At 60.9% G+C, this 18,623-nt stretch carries 18 protein-coding genes; 8 read left to right on the forward strand and 10 right to left on the reverse strand.

All coding sequences use genetic code 11. The features are described from left to right. From ROG8370_RS03330 to ROG8370_RS03370, 9 genes are all read right to left on the reverse strand, one after another. A complete protein-coding gene (locus ROG8370_RS03330) occupies positions 1-1,104 on the reverse strand; it encodes an NAD(P)/FAD-dependent oxidoreductase (RefSeq protein WP_085825663.1) in 1,104 nt (367 codons plus the stop codon). Beyond that, entirely contained in the window at positions 1,101-2,123 is a 1,023-nt protein-coding gene (locus tag ROG8370_RS03335) for a histone deacetylase family protein (protein ID WP_085825664.1), read from the reverse strand. The genes ROG8370_RS03330 and ROG8370_RS03335 overlap by 4 nt, the downstream gene beginning before the upstream one ends. Then, positions 2,120-2,611, reverse strand: coding sequence for a GNAT family N-acetyltransferase (locus ROG8370_RS03340; RefSeq protein ID WP_245827176.1), 492 nt, complete (start codon positions 2,609-2,611; stop codon positions 2,120-2,122). Before ROG8370_RS03340 ends, ROG8370_RS03335 begins: the two co-directional genes overlap by 4 nt. Then, complete coding sequence (kce, locus tag ROG8370_RS03345; RefSeq protein WP_085825665.1) at positions 2,612-3,538, reverse strand: 3,5-dioxohexanoate:acetyl-CoA acetone transferase; 927 nt, start codon at positions 3,536-3,538, stop codon at positions 2,612-2,614. 9 nt (positions 3,539-3,547) lie between these two features. Beyond that, the gene (locus ROG8370_RS03350) at positions 3,548-4,900 is read right to left on the reverse strand and encodes an aminotransferase family protein (RefSeq protein WP_085825666.1); all 1,353 of its coding nucleotides are present in this window, start codon (positions 4,898-4,900) and stop codon (positions 3,548-3,550) included. A 4-nt stretch (positions 4,901-4,904) separates the two neighbouring features. After that, positions 4,905-5,978 carry an ABC transporter ATP-binding protein gene (locus ROG8370_RS03355; RefSeq protein WP_085825667.1) on the reverse strand — a complete coding sequence of 358 codons (1,074 nt, stop codon included), beginning with the start codon at positions 5,976-5,978 and terminating at the stop codon, positions 4,905-4,907. A gap of 75 nt (positions 5,979-6,053) precedes the next feature. After that, on the reverse strand, positions 6,054-7,196 hold the full coding sequence (locus ROG8370_RS03360; protein ID WP_085825765.1) for an extracellular solute-binding protein: 1,143 nt from the start codon (positions 7,194-7,196) through the stop codon (positions 6,054-6,056). 57 nt (positions 7,197-7,253) lie between these two features. After that, positions 7,254-8,057 carry an ABC transporter permease gene (locus ROG8370_RS03365; protein ID WP_085825668.1) on the reverse strand — a complete coding sequence of 268 codons (804 nt, stop codon included), beginning with the start codon at positions 8,055-8,057 and terminating at the stop codon, positions 7,254-7,256. Beyond that, on the reverse strand, positions 8,057-8,923 hold the full coding sequence (locus tag ROG8370_RS03370) for an ABC transporter permease (RefSeq protein ID WP_085825669.1): 867 nt from the start codon (positions 8,921-8,923) through the stop codon (positions 8,057-8,059). Before ROG8370_RS03370 ends, ROG8370_RS03365 begins: the two co-directional genes overlap by 1 nt. A 108-nt stretch (positions 8,924-9,031) precedes the next feature. Here ROG8370_RS03370 and ROG8370_RS03375 point away from each other — a divergent pair, with 108 nt between their 5' ends. Continuing rightward, positions 9,032-9,991, forward strand: a complete 960-nt coding sequence (locus tag ROG8370_RS03375) for a LysR family transcriptional regulator (RefSeq protein WP_085825670.1) — start codon at positions 9,032-9,034, stop codon at positions 9,989-9,991. On the opposite strand, the gene ROG8370_RS03380 is transcribed toward ROG8370_RS03375, so the two are convergent. Continuing rightward, positions 9,988-10,872 carry an HAD-IIA family hydrolase gene (locus tag ROG8370_RS03380; protein WP_085825671.1) on the reverse strand — a complete coding sequence of 295 codons (885 nt, stop codon included), beginning with the start codon at positions 10,870-10,872 and terminating at the stop codon, positions 9,988-9,990. The two genes, ROG8370_RS03375 and ROG8370_RS03380, sit on opposite strands and share 4 nt — an antisense overlap. A gap of 270 nt (positions 10,873-11,142) precedes the next feature. Between ROG8370_RS03380 and ROG8370_RS03385 the strand changes: the two genes are divergently transcribed. The 7 genes from ROG8370_RS03385 (at position 11,143) to ROG8370_RS03415 (ending at position 18,534) form a co-directional block, all read left to right on the forward strand. Continuing rightward, positions 11,143-11,922 carry a DeoR/GlpR family DNA-binding transcription regulator gene (locus ROG8370_RS03385; RefSeq protein WP_170925173.1) on the forward strand — a complete coding sequence of 260 codons (780 nt, stop codon included), beginning with the start codon at positions 11,143-11,145 and terminating at the stop codon, positions 11,920-11,922. Then, positions 11,919-12,944, forward strand: coding sequence for an ABC transporter ATP-binding protein (locus tag ROG8370_RS03390; RefSeq protein ID WP_085825673.1), 1,026 nt, complete (start codon positions 11,919-11,921; stop codon positions 12,942-12,944). The genes ROG8370_RS03385 and ROG8370_RS03390 overlap by 4 nt, the downstream gene beginning before the upstream one ends. 124 nt (positions 12,945-13,068) lie before the next feature. Continuing rightward, entirely contained in the window at positions 13,069-14,295 is a 1,227-nt protein-coding gene (locus ROG8370_RS03395; protein ID WP_212580055.1) for an ABC transporter substrate-binding protein, read from the forward strand. Between the two features lie 62 nt (positions 14,296-14,357). After that, on the forward strand, positions 14,358-15,254 hold the full coding sequence (locus ROG8370_RS03400) for a carbohydrate ABC transporter permease (RefSeq protein WP_085825675.1): 897 nt from the start codon (positions 14,358-14,360) through the stop codon (positions 15,252-15,254). An 8-nt stretch (positions 15,255-15,262) separates the two neighbouring features. Beyond that, positions 15,263-16,060, forward strand: a complete 798-nt coding sequence (locus ROG8370_RS03405; RefSeq protein ID WP_370738322.1) for a carbohydrate ABC transporter permease — start codon at positions 15,263-15,265, stop codon at positions 16,058-16,060. Further along, positions 16,057-16,854, forward strand: a complete 798-nt coding sequence (locus tag ROG8370_RS03410) for a metallophosphoesterase (RefSeq protein WP_085825677.1) — start codon at positions 16,057-16,059, stop codon at positions 16,852-16,854. Before ROG8370_RS03405 ends, ROG8370_RS03410 begins: the two co-directional genes overlap by 4 nt. Before the next feature lie 18 nt (positions 16,855-16,872). Beyond that, positions 16,873-18,534 (forward strand): Na/Pi cotransporter family protein, encoded by a 1,662-nt coding sequence (locus ROG8370_RS03415; RefSeq protein ID WP_170925174.1) that lies wholly within the window; start codon positions 16,873-16,875, stop codon positions 18,532-18,534. Positions 18,535-18,623 lie beyond the last annotated feature (89 nt).

Here is an 18,623-nt window from a genome sequence, read left to right on the forward strand (position 1 = left end):
TCACGTTGCAAACCGCTCTGGCGAGAGCGCCACGATGACCTCTGGCGCAAGCTCGGGGGTGTGCCCCAGAACAAGCGCCGCCGTCAGCCGCGACAAGGCCGGGGCGGTTTGCACGCCATAGCCCCCCTGCCCCGCCAACCAGAAAAATCCGGGCTTACCGGGCGCAAAGCCGGCCACCGGCGTGCGGTCGGCGACAAAGCTGCGCAGGCCAGCCCAGCTATGTTCGACCCGGGTCACCGGCACCGTCACCGCCTGTTCAAACCGGTGCAATCCTTCGGCCAGAACCATATCATCCGCCCAGGCATCATGCGGATCAACCGGGTCTTCATCGGCAGGCGAGATCATAAGCTTGCCGGCCTCGGGCTTGGCGTACCAGGTCTCGGCGATAGAGCCGAACACAGGCCAATCTGCGCAATCATACCCCTCGGGCTCAGGGATGATCGCGGCCGAACGACGTAGCGGCTGCAGGCCGACCCGCGCCACGCCCGCGCGCCCTGCCACCTCATCGGCCCAGGCCCCGGCGGCGTTGACGACGATCGGCGCGGTGAAGGTGTCCAGCGGCGTTTCAACCTGCCAAAGCGCGCCATCATGGCGGATCTCGCCCACCGGCGCGCCGGTGATGATCTGGCCGCCATGGCCGCGTAAAAACCGGGCATAGCCCTGCAACATCCGGTCGACATCAATGCCCTGTGCGCCATGTTCGATCATCGCCCCGGCAATCCGCTCGGGGCGCAGGATCGGCACGATCTCGGCGGCCTCGGCCCCGCTTAGCCGTTCGATCCCGGTCGAGCCGTCAAGATAGGCCTCAAGCTCCGGCATTTCATCCTCGCTCGCGATCAGCAATTCGCCGCGCGGGCTAAGCAGCGGGCCGTCGCAAATGTCACCGGGGGCCTCGAAAATCGGCTCTGCGGCGGCATTGAGCGCACGCAGGGTGGCATTGCCGTAGTTGCGGATAAAGATCGCCGCCGAGCGCCCGGTCGAGTGATAGCCAAGCTGCGGCTCGCCCTCTAAGAGGACAACCTCAGCCCCGCCGCGCGCAAGCTCTGCAGCGGCACTGACCCCGGCGATCCCGCCGCCGATCACGATGATGTCGGCGCGGCTCATGCGCCTTCGAACCCGGTCAAGGCGGCGGTCAGGTTCTCGCCAAGCTCGTCACAAAGATAGCCGCCTTCCTGCACGAAAAGCGTCGGCAAGCCGAGGCCCGCAATCGCCGCCCCGATCCGGCCAAACCCCGGCGTCGTGATCGCCAAGCCCTTGAACGGATCGCCGACGTAAGCATCAAGCCCAAGCGCCACCACCACCACATCGGCGCCAAAGGCGGCCACCCGCTCAAGCGCCGTGTCGAGCACCTTGAGATAGGCGTCATCGCCAGTGCCGCGCGCCAGCGGCAGGTTGAGGTTATAGCCAATTCCGCGCCCCGCGCCGCGCTCGTTGCCGTGCCCCCAGAAGAACGGATAAAATCGCGCCGGATCGGCATGGATCGACACGGTCAGCACATCGTCGCGGTCATAGAAAATGCCCTGCGTGCCGTTGCCGTGATGCACATCGACATCCAGAATGGCGGCCCGCAGGCCGCTAGCGCGCAACCGCTCGGCGGCAATCCCGGCATTGTTGAGAAAGCAAAACCCCCCCGCCAGATCGCCGTAAGCGTGATGCCCCGGCGGGCGGCACAGCGCATAACCCGCGCGCGCTCCATCCGCCAAAAGATCGGCGCCGGTCACCGCCGATTGCGCCGACCAATAGGCGGCCTCCCAGGTGCCCTTCCCGATGGGACAGGCGGTATCGGCCTGATGAAACCCCGCCTGCCCGACGGCGGATTTCGGGTAATTGTCGGATCGGTTAGCGGGGTGAATATTGGGGATCACCTCTTCGCCCGCGCCCTCGATCCGCTGCCAGCGGGTGTAGATATTCTTGAGAAACGTCACATATTCCGGCGAATGCAGCGCCGCAATCGGGCCAAGCCCGGCATCCTTCGGCGCGATGAAATCACAGCCCGCCGCCTCGGCCCCGTGGCGTAGGCGGGTGATGCGCTCTGGCTGTTCCGGGCTTGGCAGGACCTTGCCGTTGGCCATGAAATGTTTGGGATCATGGTGCCACTGGCGGTCGTCAAAAATGGCCTTCATTGCGCATTCCTTATCAGTCGTTGCATCGCATCCTGTGACAGGCGCATGGTCGTCGCATTGCTTTGCGGCTCGAACCCGAGGCGCGTGTAAAACCGGCGCGAGGCGGTGCTATGGGCATAGACCGCCAATGTCATCCACTTGCTCCCCCAGAGCAGATCCGCGCGTTTGGCGACCTCTGCCAGCACGCCCGCCCCAAGCTTTTGACCGCGCGCCGCCTCTGCGATCCAGAGGTCAGAGACATAAACCCCCGCCGCGCCGCGCGCGGTGGAAAACACCGGGCTGAACAGCGCCGCGCCCATCAACGCGCCCTCGCAGAGCGCCAAGAGGCCATAGGCGGCGGGCACCGGCCCGAACAGCCCCGCGCGCAACACCGCCTTGTCGGCCAGATGCACATCGCCCAACTCGACGCTAAGCGCGCGCAGGGCTTGGTCCAACAGGTCCAGGTCATCGGCGCTTTGCACCGGGTGAAACTCGATATCCCTCATCATTCAGATCGCCGTCTTATCCGCGCCCTTGAGGCCCAGAATTGCGCGCGCCTGATCGGGGGTGGCGACGGTGCGCCCCAAAGCCTCGACAACTTCGCGGATCTTGGAAACCTGCTCGGCGTTGGACCGCGCAAGCGTGCCGCGCGCGATGGTAAGGCTATCCTCAAGCCCGACGCGCACATGCCCGCCCATGGCCGCCGACATGGTGATCAGTGGCATCTGATGCCGCCCCGCCGCCAGAACAGAGAACATGTAATCCTCGCCAAATAGCTTGTCGGCGATGCGCACCATATGGGTCAGGTTCTCGGGGTCCGGCCCCATGCCGCCTAAGACGCCGAACACGAACTGAATGAAAAATGGCGCCTTGATCAGCCCGCGATCGGCAAAATGGCGCAGCATGTAAAGGTGGCTCAGGTCATAGCATTCGAATTCAAAGCGCGCGCCGCGATCCTGGCCAAGCTCGGTCAGGATACGGGCGATATCGCGCGGGGTGTTCTTGAAGACAAGGTCATCCGAGCCCTCGAGAAAGGGCTTTTCCCAATCGTGTTGCCAGTCTGAAATCCGCGCGGCCATCGGGTAAAGCGCGAAATTCATCGTGCCCATGTTGAGCGAGGCCATTTCCGGCTCGGCCTGCTTGGGCGCGGCCAGCCTCTGATCAAGGCTCATCACCGCGCTACCGCCGGTCGAGATATTGAGCACCGCATCGCTCGCCTGTTTCAGGCGGGGCAGGAAACCCATGAAATGCGCGGGCTCTGACGAGGGCTTGCCGGTCTCGGGATCGCGCGCATGCAGGTGCAGGATCGCCGCCCCCGCCTCGGCCGCGCCAAGACCCGCCGCCGTGATCTCATCCGCCGTGACAGGAAGATGCGGCGACATGCTCGGCGTGTGGATCGAGCCGGTCAAGGCACAGGTGATGATGATCTCGCGCATCCCCGCCCCTTACGCGATCTTGTCGAGGCTGGGGCGGATTTCGGCGGTGAATTGCGCAAGTGCTGCATCCAGCATTTCGGTGATCTCGTCCAGATGGGTTTCATTCACGATCATCGGCGGGCAGACAAGGACATGATCGCCCTCAACGCCATCACGGGTGCGGCGCGAATAGACGATAAGGCCCTTGACATAGGCGATCTGCACAAAGCGGTCAAAGGCGCGCAATTCTTTCGGCAGGGGCGCCTTGGTGGCCCGGTCCGACATGAATTCGAACGCCGTCAAAAGACCCATGCCGCGCACATCGCCGATGATCGCATGGCGGTCCATCAGCTCGCGCAAACGGGTCAACAATTTCTCTCCCATCAGGGCCGCATTCCTGACCAGGCCAAGACGCTCGATCTCGTCGATCACGGCAAGGCCGGCGGCGCAGGCAAGCGGATTGCCGGCATAGGTGAACCCGTGCAAAAACCCGCCCGCGTCAAGCACCGGCTCGACAAGGCGCTCATGCGCGGCCATCCCGCCAAGCGGCATGTAGCCGGCGGCAAAGCCCTTGGACATGACCATGATATCGGGCTCAAGATTCCAGTGTTCCGAGGCCAGAAATTTACCCGTGCGCCCGGCGCCGGTCATCACCTCGTCAAGGATGAAAAGTACGCCATATTGGCGGCAAATCTCCTGCACGCGCTCCATATATCCGCGCGGCGGCACAAGCGCCCCGGTCGAGGCGCCGCCGACCGGCTCGACGATAAAGGCCAGCACCGACTCAGGCCCTTCGGCCAAAATCTGCGCCTCAAGCATATGGGCATAATGATGCCCGGTCGCGATGTCATCAGGGTCAAGCCCGTCAAGATAGGCGCGCGGCGCGGGCACTTTCGGCATCATCTGCATCATCGGCTCGAACGGCTTGGTCAGCGGCGCATAACCGGTGATCGCAAGCGCGCCCAAGGTGCAGCCATGATAGCTCGGGCTGCGCGAAATCACCTTCCAGCGGCTGCCCTGCCCCACGGCAAGCGCATATTGCCGGGCCAGCTTGATCGCACTTTCCACCGCCTCGGACCCGCCCGAGACAAAGAATACCCGGTTCAACCCCTCGGGCGTCAGGGCGGCGGTTTTCGAGGCCAGCTTTTCCGAGGCCTCGGTCTCAAAGTGAAGCCGATAGCCAAAGGTCGATTTCTCCATCTGGCGGCGCATCGCCTCTAGCACATTCTCGTTGGAATGGCCGATGTTACAGACCATCGCGCCAGACGAGCCGTCAAGATAGCGCTTGCCATCGACATCCCACATGTAAACGCCGCGCGCCTGATCCAGCACCGGTTTGCGCTCTCTGCCCTGATAGAAAAGGTGGCTTGGTTTTGCACTCATGGTCTTATCCCGGAAGCGCCGCGCAATCCTGCGGGCGAAGGTGGAGGTTGACCTCGTCGCCCACGGCAAAGGGGCGCCCGTCGATCATGTTGATGGCCTGTAACTGGGTCTCGCCCGCGCGCACGAAATAGCGCACGGCCTGACCTTGGTAATCGACGGTTTCGACCTTTGCAGGCACTGAAATCACGCCCTTTGCGGCGCTCGATTTCGACAAGACCAGCTTTTCGGCGCGCACCACAAGCTTGGCCGAGCCCTTGGATTTGAGGTTGGGCGCCTTCTCGGCCGGGATATCCATGCCGCCGAACACCGGCGCTTCGATCCCCACGAGGGGCCCGCCATAGCTGGTGCATGTCGCATCAAAGATGTTCGACGCGCCAAGGAAATTGGCGACAAATTCAGAGGCCGGCGTGTTGTAGACCTCTTCGGGTTTGCCGACCTGTTCAACGCGGCCCTCGGACATGACGACGATAAAGTCCGACATCGCAAGCGCCTCGGATTGGTCATGGGTCACAAAGACTGTGGTCACGCCGATGCGCTCCTGAATGCGCTTGAGTTCGACGCGCATATCCTCGCGCAGGTTGGCATCAAGCGCCGATAGCGGTTCATCAAGCAGCAAAACATCCGGCTCGATCACGATGGCGCGGGCAAGCGCGATGCGCTGTTGCTGGCCACCCGACAATTCCTTGGGATAGCGATGCCCGACATCGGGAAGCTGCACCAATTCAAGCGCCGCCTTGACCTTGGCCGGGATATCGGCGCTTGGCACGTCGCGGTACTTGAGGCCAAAGGCGACATTCTCGGCCACGGTTTTATGCGGGAAAAGCGCGTAATTCTGAAACACCAGCCCGAGGTTGCGCTCGTGGATCGGCACATCGTTGACCCGCTTGTCGCCAATCAGGATTTCGCCTTCGCTCGGGTCCAGAAGCCCCGCGATCATCCGCAGATTGGTGGTCTTGCCACAGCCCGACGGCCCCAAAAGCGTCACGAACGCGCCTTCGGGTATCTCAAGCGAGGTCTGGTGAACGGCGGTAAAGCCGCCAAACCGTTTGACGATGTTCTTGAGGGTGACGGCGCTCATTGGCGGCCTCCTTGGGCGGGCGGAAAGTGGTGGCCCGCCCCGGCAATGGCCGGGACAGGCAAGGATCGAACGGGCTTAGTAACCCTTTTGGACGCGACCAAAGGTCTTGGTCCATTCCTGTTCGTTCTCGTTCCAATAGGCCGGATCGGCAAAGGTCAGGTTCGCCAAGGTGCCGGTCGGATCAAAGGCCGGCAACGTCGGAATCTTGGCGCCAAGATCAACCTTGGTCGGGTCAAGCGCGGGCGGATAATTCTGGCCTTCCGCGACCGCGATCGAGGTCGCCGGATCGAGCATGAAGTTCAGCAGCTCTTCGCAGGCCTCCATCGGGCTGCCCTTGATCACGAAGAGGCATTCCTGCCAGCCATAGCCGTTGGGCGGGTCCATATAACCGATGTCATGGCCCTGTTCCTGAAGCGCGAAAATCCGGCCGGACCAGCCTTCGGTCACGTGAATTTCCTCTTCGGCAAGCAGGCTCATCAATTCGGCGCCCGAGCCCCAGTACTTCAAGCTAAGGTCACGATGCGTGCGGATCGCGTCCCAGACAGCCTCCATGTCGGTGGCGCCGTTCGGGTCCTGCCCGGTTTGCAGCGAGGCAAACCAGATCCGCGTGCGCCAGTCGCCCCAGCCGGCAATCTTGCCCTTGTGACCTTCGTCGATCAGGATCTTGGCGCCTTTTTCCTTCATCTCGTCGTCCGAGATATACTTGCGGTTATAGGCAAGACCGGTGGTGCCATAATCATAGGGCACACAGGACAGCTTGCCATCGGTCACCTTGCGGAACACATCGACCAACTTGGGGATGACGTATTTCAGGTTCGGGATGTTGTCCTCGTTCAGCTCGCTGGAAAAGCCAAGGTTGTGATAGCGCGCATAATCGAACACCCCGGACAGGTGGGCGATGTTGTATTCGCCTTCCTGGCCTGCCTTGATGCGGCTGATGTATTCGTCGGGGCCGCCAAAGGTGCCATCGACCACGTTGATGCCCGTCGCGGCGGTATAGGGGTCAAAGGCGTGCTTGCGGAACGCCTCGGACACAACGCCGCCCCAGCCGTCAAAGCGCACCTGCGATACGGTCTGGGCATTGGCGTATTTGGCGAATGGCGTCTGCACGCCATAAGCAAGGCCCGCCGCACCGATCAGCCCGAGAAAGCTGCGCCGGTCCAGATCGCCGTTCATATACCGTTCGCGCATCCGCTCGAGCCGGGTGGTGTTGTCCATTTTATCGGTCATTTTCATCTCCTTGTTGACTGGGGTCTTCATCTGTTCGGACGGTTCTCAGGTGCCGCCCTTGCTTGCCACCTTGCGCGCAATCGCCAGCCCGAGCAGCGGCAGGCCCACGGTCATGAAAATCATGACCGTGCCCAAGGCGTTGATCTCGGGGCTGATCGAATTGCGCAGCATGGCGAAAATCTGTGTCGGCACGGTTTCCACCCCGCCGGGCTTCCAAAACAGCGTGCCGGTGATGTCATCAAAGCTTATCGTGAAGGCGAAAAGCCCCCCGGCCAGCACCGCAGGCATCATCAACGGTAGGGTAATCTCGAAAAACGTCTGGCGCGGGCTTGCGCCAAGGCTAAGCGCGGCCTCTTCGATATCGCGCTTGATGCTGACAAGGCGCGCCTGCACCACCAGTATCACGAACGGCAGCGTAAAGATCACATGCCCGGCCAGCAAAAGGGGAAAGCTTTTCGGCAGGCCGAGAAAGTTGAGAAACAACAGCAAGGCCACCGCAAGCACCACCTCGGGCACCAGGATCGGCGCGATCAGCATGGTGGTGATCATGTTGCGCCCCGGCACGTTGTAACGCACCAAGGCCAGCGAGGCCAAAACCCCCAAAGTCGTGGAAAACACCGCCGTCAGCGCCCCAAGAATGATCGAGGTGCGAAAGGCGCGCAGGATCGCCTCGTTCTGGGCCAGTTCCGCGAACCAGCGAAACGAAAAGCCGGTCATCGGAAAGCTGCCGAACTGGCTTGCGTTGAAACTCAGCAAGACCACGACCGCCACCGGCAGGAACATGAAGATGTAAACCGCGATCGCCCATCCGCGAATAAGGTGCCAGCCGAGGTTGGTTTTATCCGCCATCAGCCAAGCCCCTTCATCAACTGCGCCATGCCAAGATAGCGGTTGTAGATCAGGACAAGCGCCCCAAGCACCGCCAAGAGCATCAGGCTAAGCGCGCTGCCAAGCGGCCAGTTGAGCTGGGTGATGATCGCCTCGAACACCAGATTGGCAAACATCGCATCCCTTGGCCCGCCAAGCACGAGCGGCGTGATATAGGTGCCCGCGCCAAGCACGAAACACAGCAACCCGCCCGCCGCCAGCCCCGGAAGCGAGAGCGGCAAGGTGACCTGCATGAACGCCTGCCACCGGGTGGCGCCAAGCGAATTCGCGGCATCCTCAAGATTGGTGTCGATGCCATCAAGGCTAACAAAGACATTCAGCACCATGAAGGGCAGCAGGAAATGCACCAGACCGAGGATAACGGTGGTCTGGTTGTACAGCATCTGAATCGGCTCATCTATGATCCCGATCCAGAGCATGAAGGTGTTGAACGCCCCCGAAACCCCCAGAATATTGATCCAGCTCATCGTGCGGATGATATAGCTGATCCAGAATGGCAGCATCAAAAGCAAAAGCAAAATCGCCTTGTTGCCGCTTGACCGGGCAATGAAATAGGCCGCCGGATAGCCCATCAAGGCACAGACAACCGTGGTGATCGCGGCGATCTTGAGGGTGCCCAAAAGGATGTCGCGGTAGAAGGCGTCGCTCAGAACCTCTTGCCAGTTATCGAGGAAAAACCCGACCTGATCCGCCCCCGTCGACGTCCTAAGCCAGAACGAATAGACCACGATGAACATCAGCGGCACAAACAGCAAAAGCACCACCGCGCCAAGCGCCGGTGACAGCAAAATCCAAGGTTGTCTTGCCTCTCTGGCTTCGACTGACATGCGGTTCCCTAGTGTTTTGACGCCGCGGATGCGGGGTTGCGATCAGGATGCAAACCGGGCAAGCATAAATCCAATAGATAATCACAATTCTCATAATAGATAAAATCAATGGATGATCAAAATAGCCCCGAACGCATCATGCGCGAGATGGATTGGAACCTGTTGCGCACCTTCGTGGTGCTGGCGCAGGCGCGCTCTGTCACCGATGCCGCGACCCGGCTTCGCCTGACCCAACCCTCGGTTTCTACCGCCTTGAAAAGGTTGGAAAACAGGGTTGGTAAAAAGCTCATTGATCGCAGTCCGGGGCACTTTCAACTGACCGATGCGGGTCAGGTTCTCTATCGTGAGGCGGTGGACATTCAGGGCTCTATCCTGCGGCTGTCGACCCTGATGCGCAACATGACTGACGAGGTAACCGGCCATGTGCGCCTGTCTCTGGCCAGCCACGTCATCTGCCCGCTTTTTAATCAGGTGCTGGCGGAATTTCACGCCGAGAACCCCCGCGCGACGCTGTCGATTGATGTTTTCACCTCGGCCCTGGCGGTCGAAACGGTCACCGCGCGCTCGGCCTCGTTTGCGATCTGCCTTGTGCATCAGCGCAATTCCAAGCTTGAATACAAGCGCCTGTTCCGGGAATATTTCGGCCTGTTCTGCGGCCCGCCGCACCCCTTGTTCAGGCGCAAGAACCTCACGCGCGCCGATCTTGCCGGGCATTCGGCCGTCAGCTTTGGCACCGACCGGCTTCAGGACGCGCTCAAACCCGTGACCCTGATGCGCGCCCAGGCCGAGCTTGGCGATAAGATCATCGCCACCTCAAGCCACCTCGAAGAGGTGCGCCGCCTGATCATCGCCGGGCTTGGCGTCGGGCCGCTGCCGCTTCATGTGGCAGCGCGCGATGTGCGCGATGGCCAACTCTGGCAACTGCCGCCCTATGATCAGACCGCGCCGATTGACGTGCACGTGGTCTGGAACCCGCGCGCGGTCTTGAACCGAGCGGAAAAATGGCTGTTGGATCGCCTGTTGCAACGCATCGAAGAGACCCCGATGGATCAGCGCACCTATCGCTAGATGCGCGCGACCTGCCAGTCGGGGTAAAGGCCGCATTCGTCGATGAACGGGGCAACATCATGCCCGGCAAAAAGCCCATCCTGCGTGACCAGAACCGTGCGCCAGCCCGCCGCCGCGCCACCAAGAATATCAGTGTGAAGCGTATCGCCCACCATCGCAATCCGGGTCTTGTCGATCCCGGCAAGGGTTGCGCTCGCCATGGCATGCACATCGGCGAACGGCTTGCCAAAGAACATCACTTCGGCCGCCGTCAAATCGGCAAGCTGATGACCATAAAACCCCGGTTCGATTGAAAACCCGTGATCGCGCGGCGCAACCAGATCGGCATTGGCGATGATCACACGCCGCGGATGATCAAGCAATGACACCTCAAGCAACCGCTGGCGCGCATCGCTCCAATTGGCGCTGGAGAGAAACAAAAAACCCTCGGCCCGATCATAATCCGCCGGGTTATCACCCAGCCGGATCACCGGCATTTCCAAGTCGCTCAAGCTATCTTCCGGCGCGGCGATAACGCCCCAAAGCCGGTTATCAAGCACACAAAGGGCGGCGTCGCGGCTGGTGATGATTTCATCAGGTTCAAGCAGAACACCGAGCCTCTCGAACTTGGCCACAGCGCCCGCGCGATCATAGCTTGCCGCATTGGTGAGAACCCTGATCTGACAGCCACGCGCGCGCAGGGCGGCCACCCGGCTGGCCGCGCCGGGGATCGGCGTTTCGCCGACGTTGAGCACACCAAAGGCATCGAACACAAAGGCATCGACCTGATCGGCGATTTCGCCAAGGTCAGCGACGCTCTGCGGCTGCGGCTGAACAACTGCGACCGGCAGGCGCGGGCGGATCGCCTCGTATCTGTCGAAAATGCCGCGCAGGCCATTCATGCGTGATCCTTCCCCTGGTGGCCGACACTGATTCGACCAGCGCGAGCCTATCCGGCGGCGGCCTTTCTAAAAAGCGCGAATGATCAAAATTGACCGCCTATCGTCAAAATGGACGCCTGAAATTTATGGTTTCTTCCTGAAAGTATTCAAATAACTGTCACAAAACCAGCGTATCAGCGCCGCAAGCCCCGTCTGCGTGGGATCTTAGAAAAATGTTGCTTTAATGATCGTTTCGCTCATTCTGTGGTCAGAAATGGAGATATGCCCATAATGTCATCCAAAAAGCGAAAACGCAGGGACGAGATACTGGACCTCATGCAGACTCAAAAAAGCGTCTCGGTGGATGAGCTTGTCACCACCTTTGGCGTCTCTGCCCAAACCGTGCGCCGCGATATCAACCACCTGTGCCAGGAGAACCTGCTGCGGCGGCGCCATGGTGGGGCCGACCTTTTTGAAAAACAGCTCAACCAACCCTACCAACAGCGCAAGACCACCAATCCGCAAGCGAAAGAGGCCATCGCCCACGCCGCCGCCGCGCTTATACCCGATGATGTGACGGTGTTCTTTTCCATCGGCACCACACCGGCCTTTGTGGCCGAGGCGCTGCGCGAGCGCAAACGGCTGACGGTGGTGACCAACAACCTCAATGTGGTGATGGCCCTGTCGAGCGAGCCGACCAACCGCATCATCGTGCCGGGGGGCGAAGTGCGCCTGCCCGACCTTGATATTCTAGGCGACGAGGTGCCGCGCTTTTTTGAAGGTTACCGCGCCGAGTTTGGCATTTGCGGCGTTGCCGGCGTTGCCGAAGATGGCGCGCTTTTGGATTTCCACGCCTCAGAGGTGCGCGTGCGCGAACAGATCCGCATGGCCTGTGAAACCTCGATCCTCGTGCTTGACCATACCAAGTTTGGCCGCGTCGCCCCGGTGGTGGGCGGCCATCTGGGCGAGGTTGACCGCATCATCATGGATCGCGCGCCCGACGCCCGGTTTGCCCCGGTGCTTGAGCGGGTTGGCGACCGCCTGACCATCGTCCAAGGAGGCAGCTCATGACCACGCAACCATTTGTTTCGCTCAAAGGCATCGGCAAACGCTGGAACGGCAAGCTTGGGGTCGAGGATGTCAGCCTCGATATCCCCGAAGGCGCCTTTGTTGCGCTGCTTGGACCATCGGGTTGTGGCAAGTCGACCACGCTGCGGCTTTTGGCCGGGCTTGAGATCCCGGACGAGGGCAAGATCGTGATCGACGGGCGAGATGTCACCACAAGTGCGGCCTCGGATCGCAATCTGTCGATGGTGTTTCAATCCTACGCGCTTTTCCCGCATCTCTCGGTCGCCGAGAATGTCATGTTCGGCCTCAAGGTACGCCGCGTGCCGCGCGCCGAGCGACTGGAAAAGCTGAAGCGCGCGCTTGAAATCACCGGCCTCACCGGGCTTGAGGATCGCAAACCCGGCGAATTGTCCGGCGGTCAGCGCCAGCGCGTCGCCCTCGCCCGCGCCATTGTCGCCGGTCAGCGGTTGTGCCTGATGGATGAACCGCTCTCGAACCTCGATGCCAAGCTGCGCAATGCGGTGCGCAAGGACATCAAGAAGCTGCAACGGGATCTGGGCATCACGGTGGTTTACGTCACCCACGATCAAACCGAAGCGATGAGCATGGCCGATATCGTGGTCCTGATGAAGGACGGGCGCATTCAGCAGATAGGCTCGCCGCAAGAACTTTATAGCGCGCCGGTCAATACCTTCGTGGCCGAGTTCGTCGGCGCGCCGCCGATGGCCTTGATCAAGGGGCATGCGCTTACCGGGTTTGACGACGACACAACCATCGGGCTGCGCGCCGAAAATATCCGCCTTGAAAAGCCCGGCAAGGGACGGCTGGTTTGCACCGTCACCGAATGCGAATTTCTGGGCGCCGAAACCTTTATCGGCCTCGCACATGACCATGCCACCGGCCTCACGCTCAAGGCGCCGGGCATGGCGCTTCACCCAAGCGGGCACACCGTCGAGATCAGCTTTGCCGATGGTGACCTGCATGTTTTCGATTCCGGGGGCAAACGGGTGGCGCGCGCCACCTGACCCCACCCGCCAAACGCCACGATCACGCATAACAAGTGGCGCAACACCCAAGACTGACACCGATAAATCTCAGGAGGATACAATGTATTTCACCAAGCATCTCGGGCTCGCGCTTTCCGGCGCCATGGCCCTTTCGCTGGCGTCACAGGCGCAGGCCGAAACCGAACTTACCATGTATTACCCGATTGCCGTGGGCGGCGCCCTGACCGAGGTGGTCGATGGCATCGTCGCCGATTTTCAGGCCGAAAACCCCGACATCAAGGTCAATGCGATCTATTCGGGCAACTATGACGACACCCGCGTGCGCGCCCTCTCTGCGCTCAATTCCGGCGAACCGGCGCAATTGGCGGTGATGTTCTCGATCGACGCCTATGACCTGATCGAACAGGATCTGATCCTGCCGTTTGACGATGTGCTGAAGAGCGATGCAGATCGCGCCTGGCTTGACGGGTTTTACCCGGCGCTGATGGCCAATGGCCAAATCGAAGGCAAGACATGGGGCATCCCGTTCCAGCGTTCGACCATCGTGGCCTATTACAACAAGGACATGTTCCGCGCCGCCGGTCTTGACCCCGAAAAGGCCCCCACAACCTGGGACGAGATGATCAGCATGGGCAAGGCCCTCACCAAGGATGATACCTATGGCGTGATGATCCCCTCGACGGGTTATCCCTATTGGATGTTCCAGGCGCTCGCGATCCAGAACGGCAAGGAATTGATGGCCGGCGACGGGCTTACGACCTATTTCGACGATCCCGACGTCATCGAGACGCTGGAATTCTGGAAATCGCTTTCGGCCGAGCATGGCATCATGCCCACCGGAACGGTTGAGTGGGGCACCCTGCGTCAGGCGTTTCTTGAGGGCCAGACCGCGATGATGTGGCATTCCACCGGCAACCTGACTGCGGTCAAGAAGGCGGCGGAATTTGACTTTGGCGTCGCGATGCTTCCGGGCAACAAGCGGCTTGGCTCGCCCACCGGCGGCGGTAACTTTTACCTCTTCAAAGACACCACAGACGAAGAGCGCGAAGCGGCCATGAAGCTTATCCAGTTCATGACCTCACCCGATCAGGCCGCAGCCTGGTCGATCGCCACCGGCTATATGGGTGTCTCGCCCGCCGCCTATGAGACCGAGGCGCTTAAATCCTATACTGCCGAATTCCCGCCCGCGCTTGTGGCGCGCAATCAGCTTGAACATGCGGTCGCCGAGTTTTCGACGTTCGAGACCGCGCGTGTGCGTGACGGGCTTAACAACGCGATCCAATCGGCACTGACCGGGGCCAAAACCCCGGCCGATGCTCTGGCCGAGGCACAGGCCGGCGCCAAGCGTCTTTTGGCCGGCTACCAGTAAGCACACCACCGACACCGGCCTGCCTCGGGCTGGTGTCCCTTCCCCAACAAAAGGGCCGCGCAATGTCAAACCCACATGCCAATCTGGAACGGCGCAGACAGGCGATTTACGGCTGGCTTTTGCTAAGCCCGGCAGCCTTGCTCTTGTCGGTCTTTGCCTTTTACCCGTCCCTTGCAACGCTCTGGTCAAGCACGTTCTCGCGCGGCAATCGCCGCAACCCGTCGGAATATATCGGCCTTGAAAACTACGCTGACCTGTTTGCCGATCCGACGTTTTGGCTGGTGGTACGCAACAACCTGTTTTACGCCGGCGTCACCATTCCGGTGTCGATCTTCATCGCGCTTTCAATGGCGCTTTGGGCCAATTCCAAGATCCCCGCACGCGGCTTTGTGCGCACGGCGTATTTCACGCCAACTGTGTTGCCAATGATCGCCGCCGCCAATCTGTGGCTGTTTTTCTACACCCCCGGCCTTGGCGTTCTTGATCAGATAGGTGCGCTGTTTGGCCTGCCTTCGGTCAACTGGCTGGGCCAGCCGGAAACCGCGCTTTGGGCGATCATAATCGTGACAATCTGGAAAGAGGCGGGGTTTTTCATGATCTTCTATCTCGCCGCGCTTCAGACCATCCCCGAAGACCTCAAAGAGGCCGCCGATATCGAGGGTGCAAGCCGCTGGACCTATACCCGCCGGATCGTTTTACCACTGTTGATGCCGACCACGCTTTTCATCATGGTCAATGCGATGATCAACTCGGTCAAATTGATCGACCACCTGTTTATTCTGACCAAAGGCGGGCCGTCGGATGCCTCAAAACTCATCCTCTATTATATTTGGGAAATGGCCTTTGCCTTCTTTGATGCGCCCCATGCCGCCGCAATGACGATGCTGGTGCTTCTGGTGCTCGGGATCGTCGCCGCCATCCAGTTCTTCTTTATCGACCGCAGGACGCACTACCAATGAATCGCCTCATGCCCTCCCTCGACGCCGCCGGTGCCATTCTGCTGGCCGTAATCTGGATTTCGCCGTTGCTCTTTGCCTTTTGGGCGGCGTTTCATTCCACCTCGGATGCGGTGAATTTCAACATCGCCGCGCCCTGGACGCTTGATAATTTCCGCACCGCCTGGGATGGCGCGCCCTGGATGCGCTATTTCCTCAACACCTTCCTGTTGGTCACCGTGGTTCTGATCGGACAGTTCATCCTGACCACACTGGCCGGGTTCGCCTTTGCGCAGGTTCAATTCCCCGGCAAGGATTTCGTGTTCATCCTGGTATTGTTACAGTTGTTCATCCTGCCAGAGGTTCTGATCGTGGAAAACTATGCCATGGTCTCGCGGCTTGGGCTTTTCGATACGATCCTCGGGATCGGCATGCCCTATATGGCAAGCGCCTTTGGCATTTTCCTGATGCGCCAAGCGTTCAAATCGGTGCCTATTGAATTGCACGAGGCGGCACGCATTGAGGGCTGTAGCTGGTTCGGAATCCTGATCCGGGTCTATGTGCCGCTCGCCAAGCCGACCTATCTGGCCTATGCCCTTGTGTCGGTGTCGACCCATTGGAACAACTTTTTGTGGCCCCTGATCGTCACCAACTCGCCCGACACGCGGCCCTTGACGGTGGGCCTGTCGATCTTTGGCGCGCCGGAGAACGGCGTGGATATCTCGGTGATCTCGGCGGCGACACTGATGTCGATTGCGCCGCTGTTGATTGCCTTTCTGGTGTTCCAGCGTCAGTTCGTTCAGGCGTTTTTGCGCGCAGGCATCAAATGACCCGCATCCTGCAACTGAGCGATACCCATGTCACGGTGCCGCCGCACCGCGTCTCGGGAGAGCTTGAAACATTCGCTCTTTTGGGTTCGGCAATCACCCGGATACTGGCCGATCTGGACGGATTGGGGCCGATTGATGCGGTGGTCGTGACCGGCGATCTGACCGATCTTGGCGACGCCGAAAGCTATCACCTCCTGCGCCGTCAGGTCGAGCGGCTTGGCCTGCCGTGGTTTGCCATTCCCGGCAATCACGACCTGCGTGCGCCGATGCGCGCGGCGCTTGCCGACCTTGATTATCTACCCGCCGAGGGGCGGCTGAACTGGATCCGCGACTTTGACGATCTGCGCCTGATCGGGCTTGATACGCTGATCGAAGGGCAAGGCGGCGGTACGCTTGACGGCGACACGCTGGCGTTTCTGGACAACGCCTTGCAGGGGCGCGCCGATGTGCCCGCCCTTGTGGCGCTGCATCATCCGCCCTTTGCTTCTGGCATCGCCTTCATGGACAGGATCGCGCTTGATGCAACCGCGCCCTTGGCCGAAATTCTTGGCCGTGCCCGATCCGAGGTGCGCCTGATCGCGGGCCATGTGCATAATACCTTTATCGGTCAGGTCGGCCCTTGCATCGCCCTGACCAGTGCGGCAATCTCCAGCAGCTTTCCCGTCGACTTTCGCGCGAACGCTCCGGTTGGTTTTACGACTGCGCCGGGCGGGTATATGTTGCACGACTGGCGGGACGGATTTCAAAGCACCTGCGTGTCGCTGGCATCCGGCAGCGGGCCGCATCCTTTCTAAAGACCTGGACCACCCACCTTGGAAACACCCAACCTGACCTTGTTTTTCCTGCATATCGCAGGCGCCGCTGCCCTGTTGATCTGGGCCGTGCGCCTTGTGCGCACCGGGGTCGAGCGCGCCTTTTCCACGCAATTGCGGCTTTGGCTGCGGCGCTCGGGCAAAAGCCGGATCTGGGCGGCTCTGACCGGCACCGCATCGGCGATGGCCTTGCAAAGCTCGACCGCAGTGGCGATCCTTGCGGCCAATTTTGTCGCCGCCGGCGGCATTGCCGTGGCGGCGGGGCTGGCGATCCTGCTTGGGGCCGATCTTGGTTCGGCTCTGGTGGCGAAACTTCTTCTCGTGCGCCAGACATGGCTTGTGCCGATCCTTCTGCTTGTCGGGGTCGCCATGTTCCTGCGCGGCAATCAGAAACGGGTGCGCCAAGGCGGGCGCATCCTGATCGGGCTGGCGCTTATCTTTGTGTCTCTCGACATGCTGCGCGCGGCCACGGCGCCGCTGACCGATAGCACCGGCGCGATCATGGCGATGCAATACCTCGGGCGCGATACGCTGACGGCCTTTGTCATCGGCGCGCTCTTTGCCTGGGTGGTGCATTCCAGCGTGGCGGCGGTTCTGCTGTTCGTGACGCTGGTCATGCAGGGCGTGCTGCCCTTGGCGGCGGCGGTGGCGCTTATCCTCGGGGCCAACCTTGGCGGCGCGTTCATCGCCTTCGTGCTGACCCTCGCCGCCCCGATCGAAGCGCGCCGGATGATCATCGCCAATCTGGTGCTGCGCGGTGGGGGCGCGGCGCTGACGCTGGTGGCGTTCCGCATGTTTGAGCCGCCGCTTGACTGGCTTGGGGCCACCCCTGCGGCACAGGCGATACACCTGCATATCGTCTTTAACTTTGCGCTCCTGATCGTAACGCTGCCCTTTACCGGGCTCGCCGCGCGCATGGCCGCGACAATGCTGGCCGAGCCCGTCGGCCCCGCCGCGCATGATCATTTCACCGCCCTTGATCCGGCCGCGCTAAGTGATCCCGACCGTGCGCTATCGTGTGCCGCGCGCGAAGTGATGCGCATTGGCGAGACGGTCGAGGCGATGCTGCGCACGATACCGACGCTTTACACCAGCTGGGATGACGCGAGCGCCGAGGCTATTGCCACCAATGAAAAGACCCTGCGCAAACGCCATTTCGATACCAAGCTCTATCTTGCGCAACTCCACCGGAGTGGGCTTGACGAAGACAACAGCCGCCGCTCGATGGACCTTGCGACGATTGCCGCCAATCTTGAGGCCGCAGGCGACATGATCGCGCGCAAGATGCTGACACTGGCGCGGCGGTTGCACACCGAAGGCGTGAATTTTTCGCAATCCGGCTGGGATGAAATCTGTGACTTTCACGACCGGGTGCTGGCCAATGCACAACTGGCGCTGAGCGTGATGATGACGCAAAACCCCGATGACGCGCGCGAACTTGTCGCCGAAAAGGACAGCATTCGCGCACTCGAACAAAAACTTCAGCGCCTGCACTTGGGGCGCCTGCGCGAGGGGCTGACCGAAAGCATCGAGACCAGCAATATCCATCAAGAGACGTTGCGCGCGCTGAAACAGGTCAATACCTCGTTTTCGATGGTCGCCTATCCGATCCTGACGGAATCCGGTGATCTGCTCTCAAGCCGGATGTCTGACCGAAGCTAGGCCGCGGCTTGTCAGGTCAGCGAATTATCACTAGGGATCAAGGCGCAAAAGGCCTTGGTTCCCCGTTTGGCCGCAAAAGGATTTTCCCG

Origin of the sequence: Roseovarius gaetbuli, assembly GCF_900172365.1 — a bacterium.
Taxonomy (GTDB): domain Bacteria; phylum Pseudomonadota; class Alphaproteobacteria; order Rhodobacterales; family Rhodobacteraceae; genus Roseovarius; species Roseovarius gaetbuli.

Excerpts from the sequence above, each read along its gene's own strand:
- ROG8370_RS03330 (WP_085825663.1), bottom strand. The coding sequence starts at position 1,104 with ATGAGCCGCGCCGACATCATCGTGATCGGCGGCGGGATCGCCGGGGTC.
- ROG8370_RS03335 (WP_085825664.1), bottom strand. The coding sequence starts at position 2,123 with ATGAAGGCCATTTTTGACGACCGCCAGTGGCACCATGATCCCAAACAT.
- ROG8370_RS03340 (WP_245827176.1), bottom strand. The coding sequence starts at position 2,611 with ATGATGAGGGATATCGAGTTTCACCCGGTGCAAAGCGCCGATGACCTG.
- kce (WP_085825665.1), bottom strand. The coding sequence starts at position 3,538 with ATGCGCGAGATCATCATCACCTGTGCCTTGACCGGCTCGATCCACACG.
- ROG8370_RS03350 (WP_085825666.1), bottom strand. The coding sequence starts at position 4,900 with ATGAGTGCAAAACCAAGCCACCTTTTCTATCAGGGCAGAGAGCGCAAA.
- ROG8370_RS03355 (WP_085825667.1), bottom strand. The coding sequence starts at position 5,978 with ATGAGCGCCGTCACCCTCAAGAACATCGTCAAACGGTTTGGCGGCTTT.
- ROG8370_RS03360 (WP_085825765.1), bottom strand. The coding sequence starts at position 7,196 with ATGGACAACACCACCCGGCTCGAGCGGATGCGCGAACGGTATATGAAC.
- ROG8370_RS03365 (WP_085825668.1), bottom strand. The coding sequence starts at position 8,057 with ATGGCGGATAAAACCAACCTCGGCTGGCACCTTATTCGCGGATGGGCG.
- ROG8370_RS03370 (WP_085825669.1), bottom strand. The coding sequence starts at position 8,923 with ATGTCAGTCGAAGCCAGAGAGGCAAGACAACCTTGGATTTTGCTGTCA.
- ROG8370_RS03375 (WP_085825670.1), top strand. The coding sequence starts at position 9,032 with ATGGATGATCAAAATAGCCCCGAACGCATCATGCGCGAGATGGATTGG.
- ROG8370_RS03380 (WP_085825671.1), bottom strand. The coding sequence starts at position 10,872 with ATGAATGGCCTGCGCGGCATTTTCGACAGATACGAGGCGATCCGCCCG.
- ROG8370_RS03385 (WP_170925173.1), top strand. The coding sequence starts at position 11,143 with ATGTCATCCAAAAAGCGAAAACGCAGGGACGAGATACTGGACCTCATG.
- ROG8370_RS03390 (WP_085825673.1), top strand. The coding sequence starts at position 11,919 with ATGACCACGCAACCATTTGTTTCGCTCAAAGGCATCGGCAAACGCTGG.
- ROG8370_RS03395 (WP_212580055.1), top strand. The coding sequence starts at position 13,069 with ATGGCCCTTTCGCTGGCGTCACAGGCGCAGGCCGAAACCGAACTTACC.
- ROG8370_RS03400 (WP_085825675.1), top strand. The coding sequence starts at position 14,358 with ATGTCAAACCCACATGCCAATCTGGAACGGCGCAGACAGGCGATTTAC.
- ROG8370_RS03405 (WP_370738322.1), top strand. The coding sequence starts at position 15,263 with ATGCCCTCCCTCGACGCCGCCGGTGCCATTCTGCTGGCCGTAATCTGG.
- ROG8370_RS03410 (WP_085825677.1), top strand. The coding sequence starts at position 16,057 with ATGACCCGCATCCTGCAACTGAGCGATACCCATGTCACGGTGCCGCCG.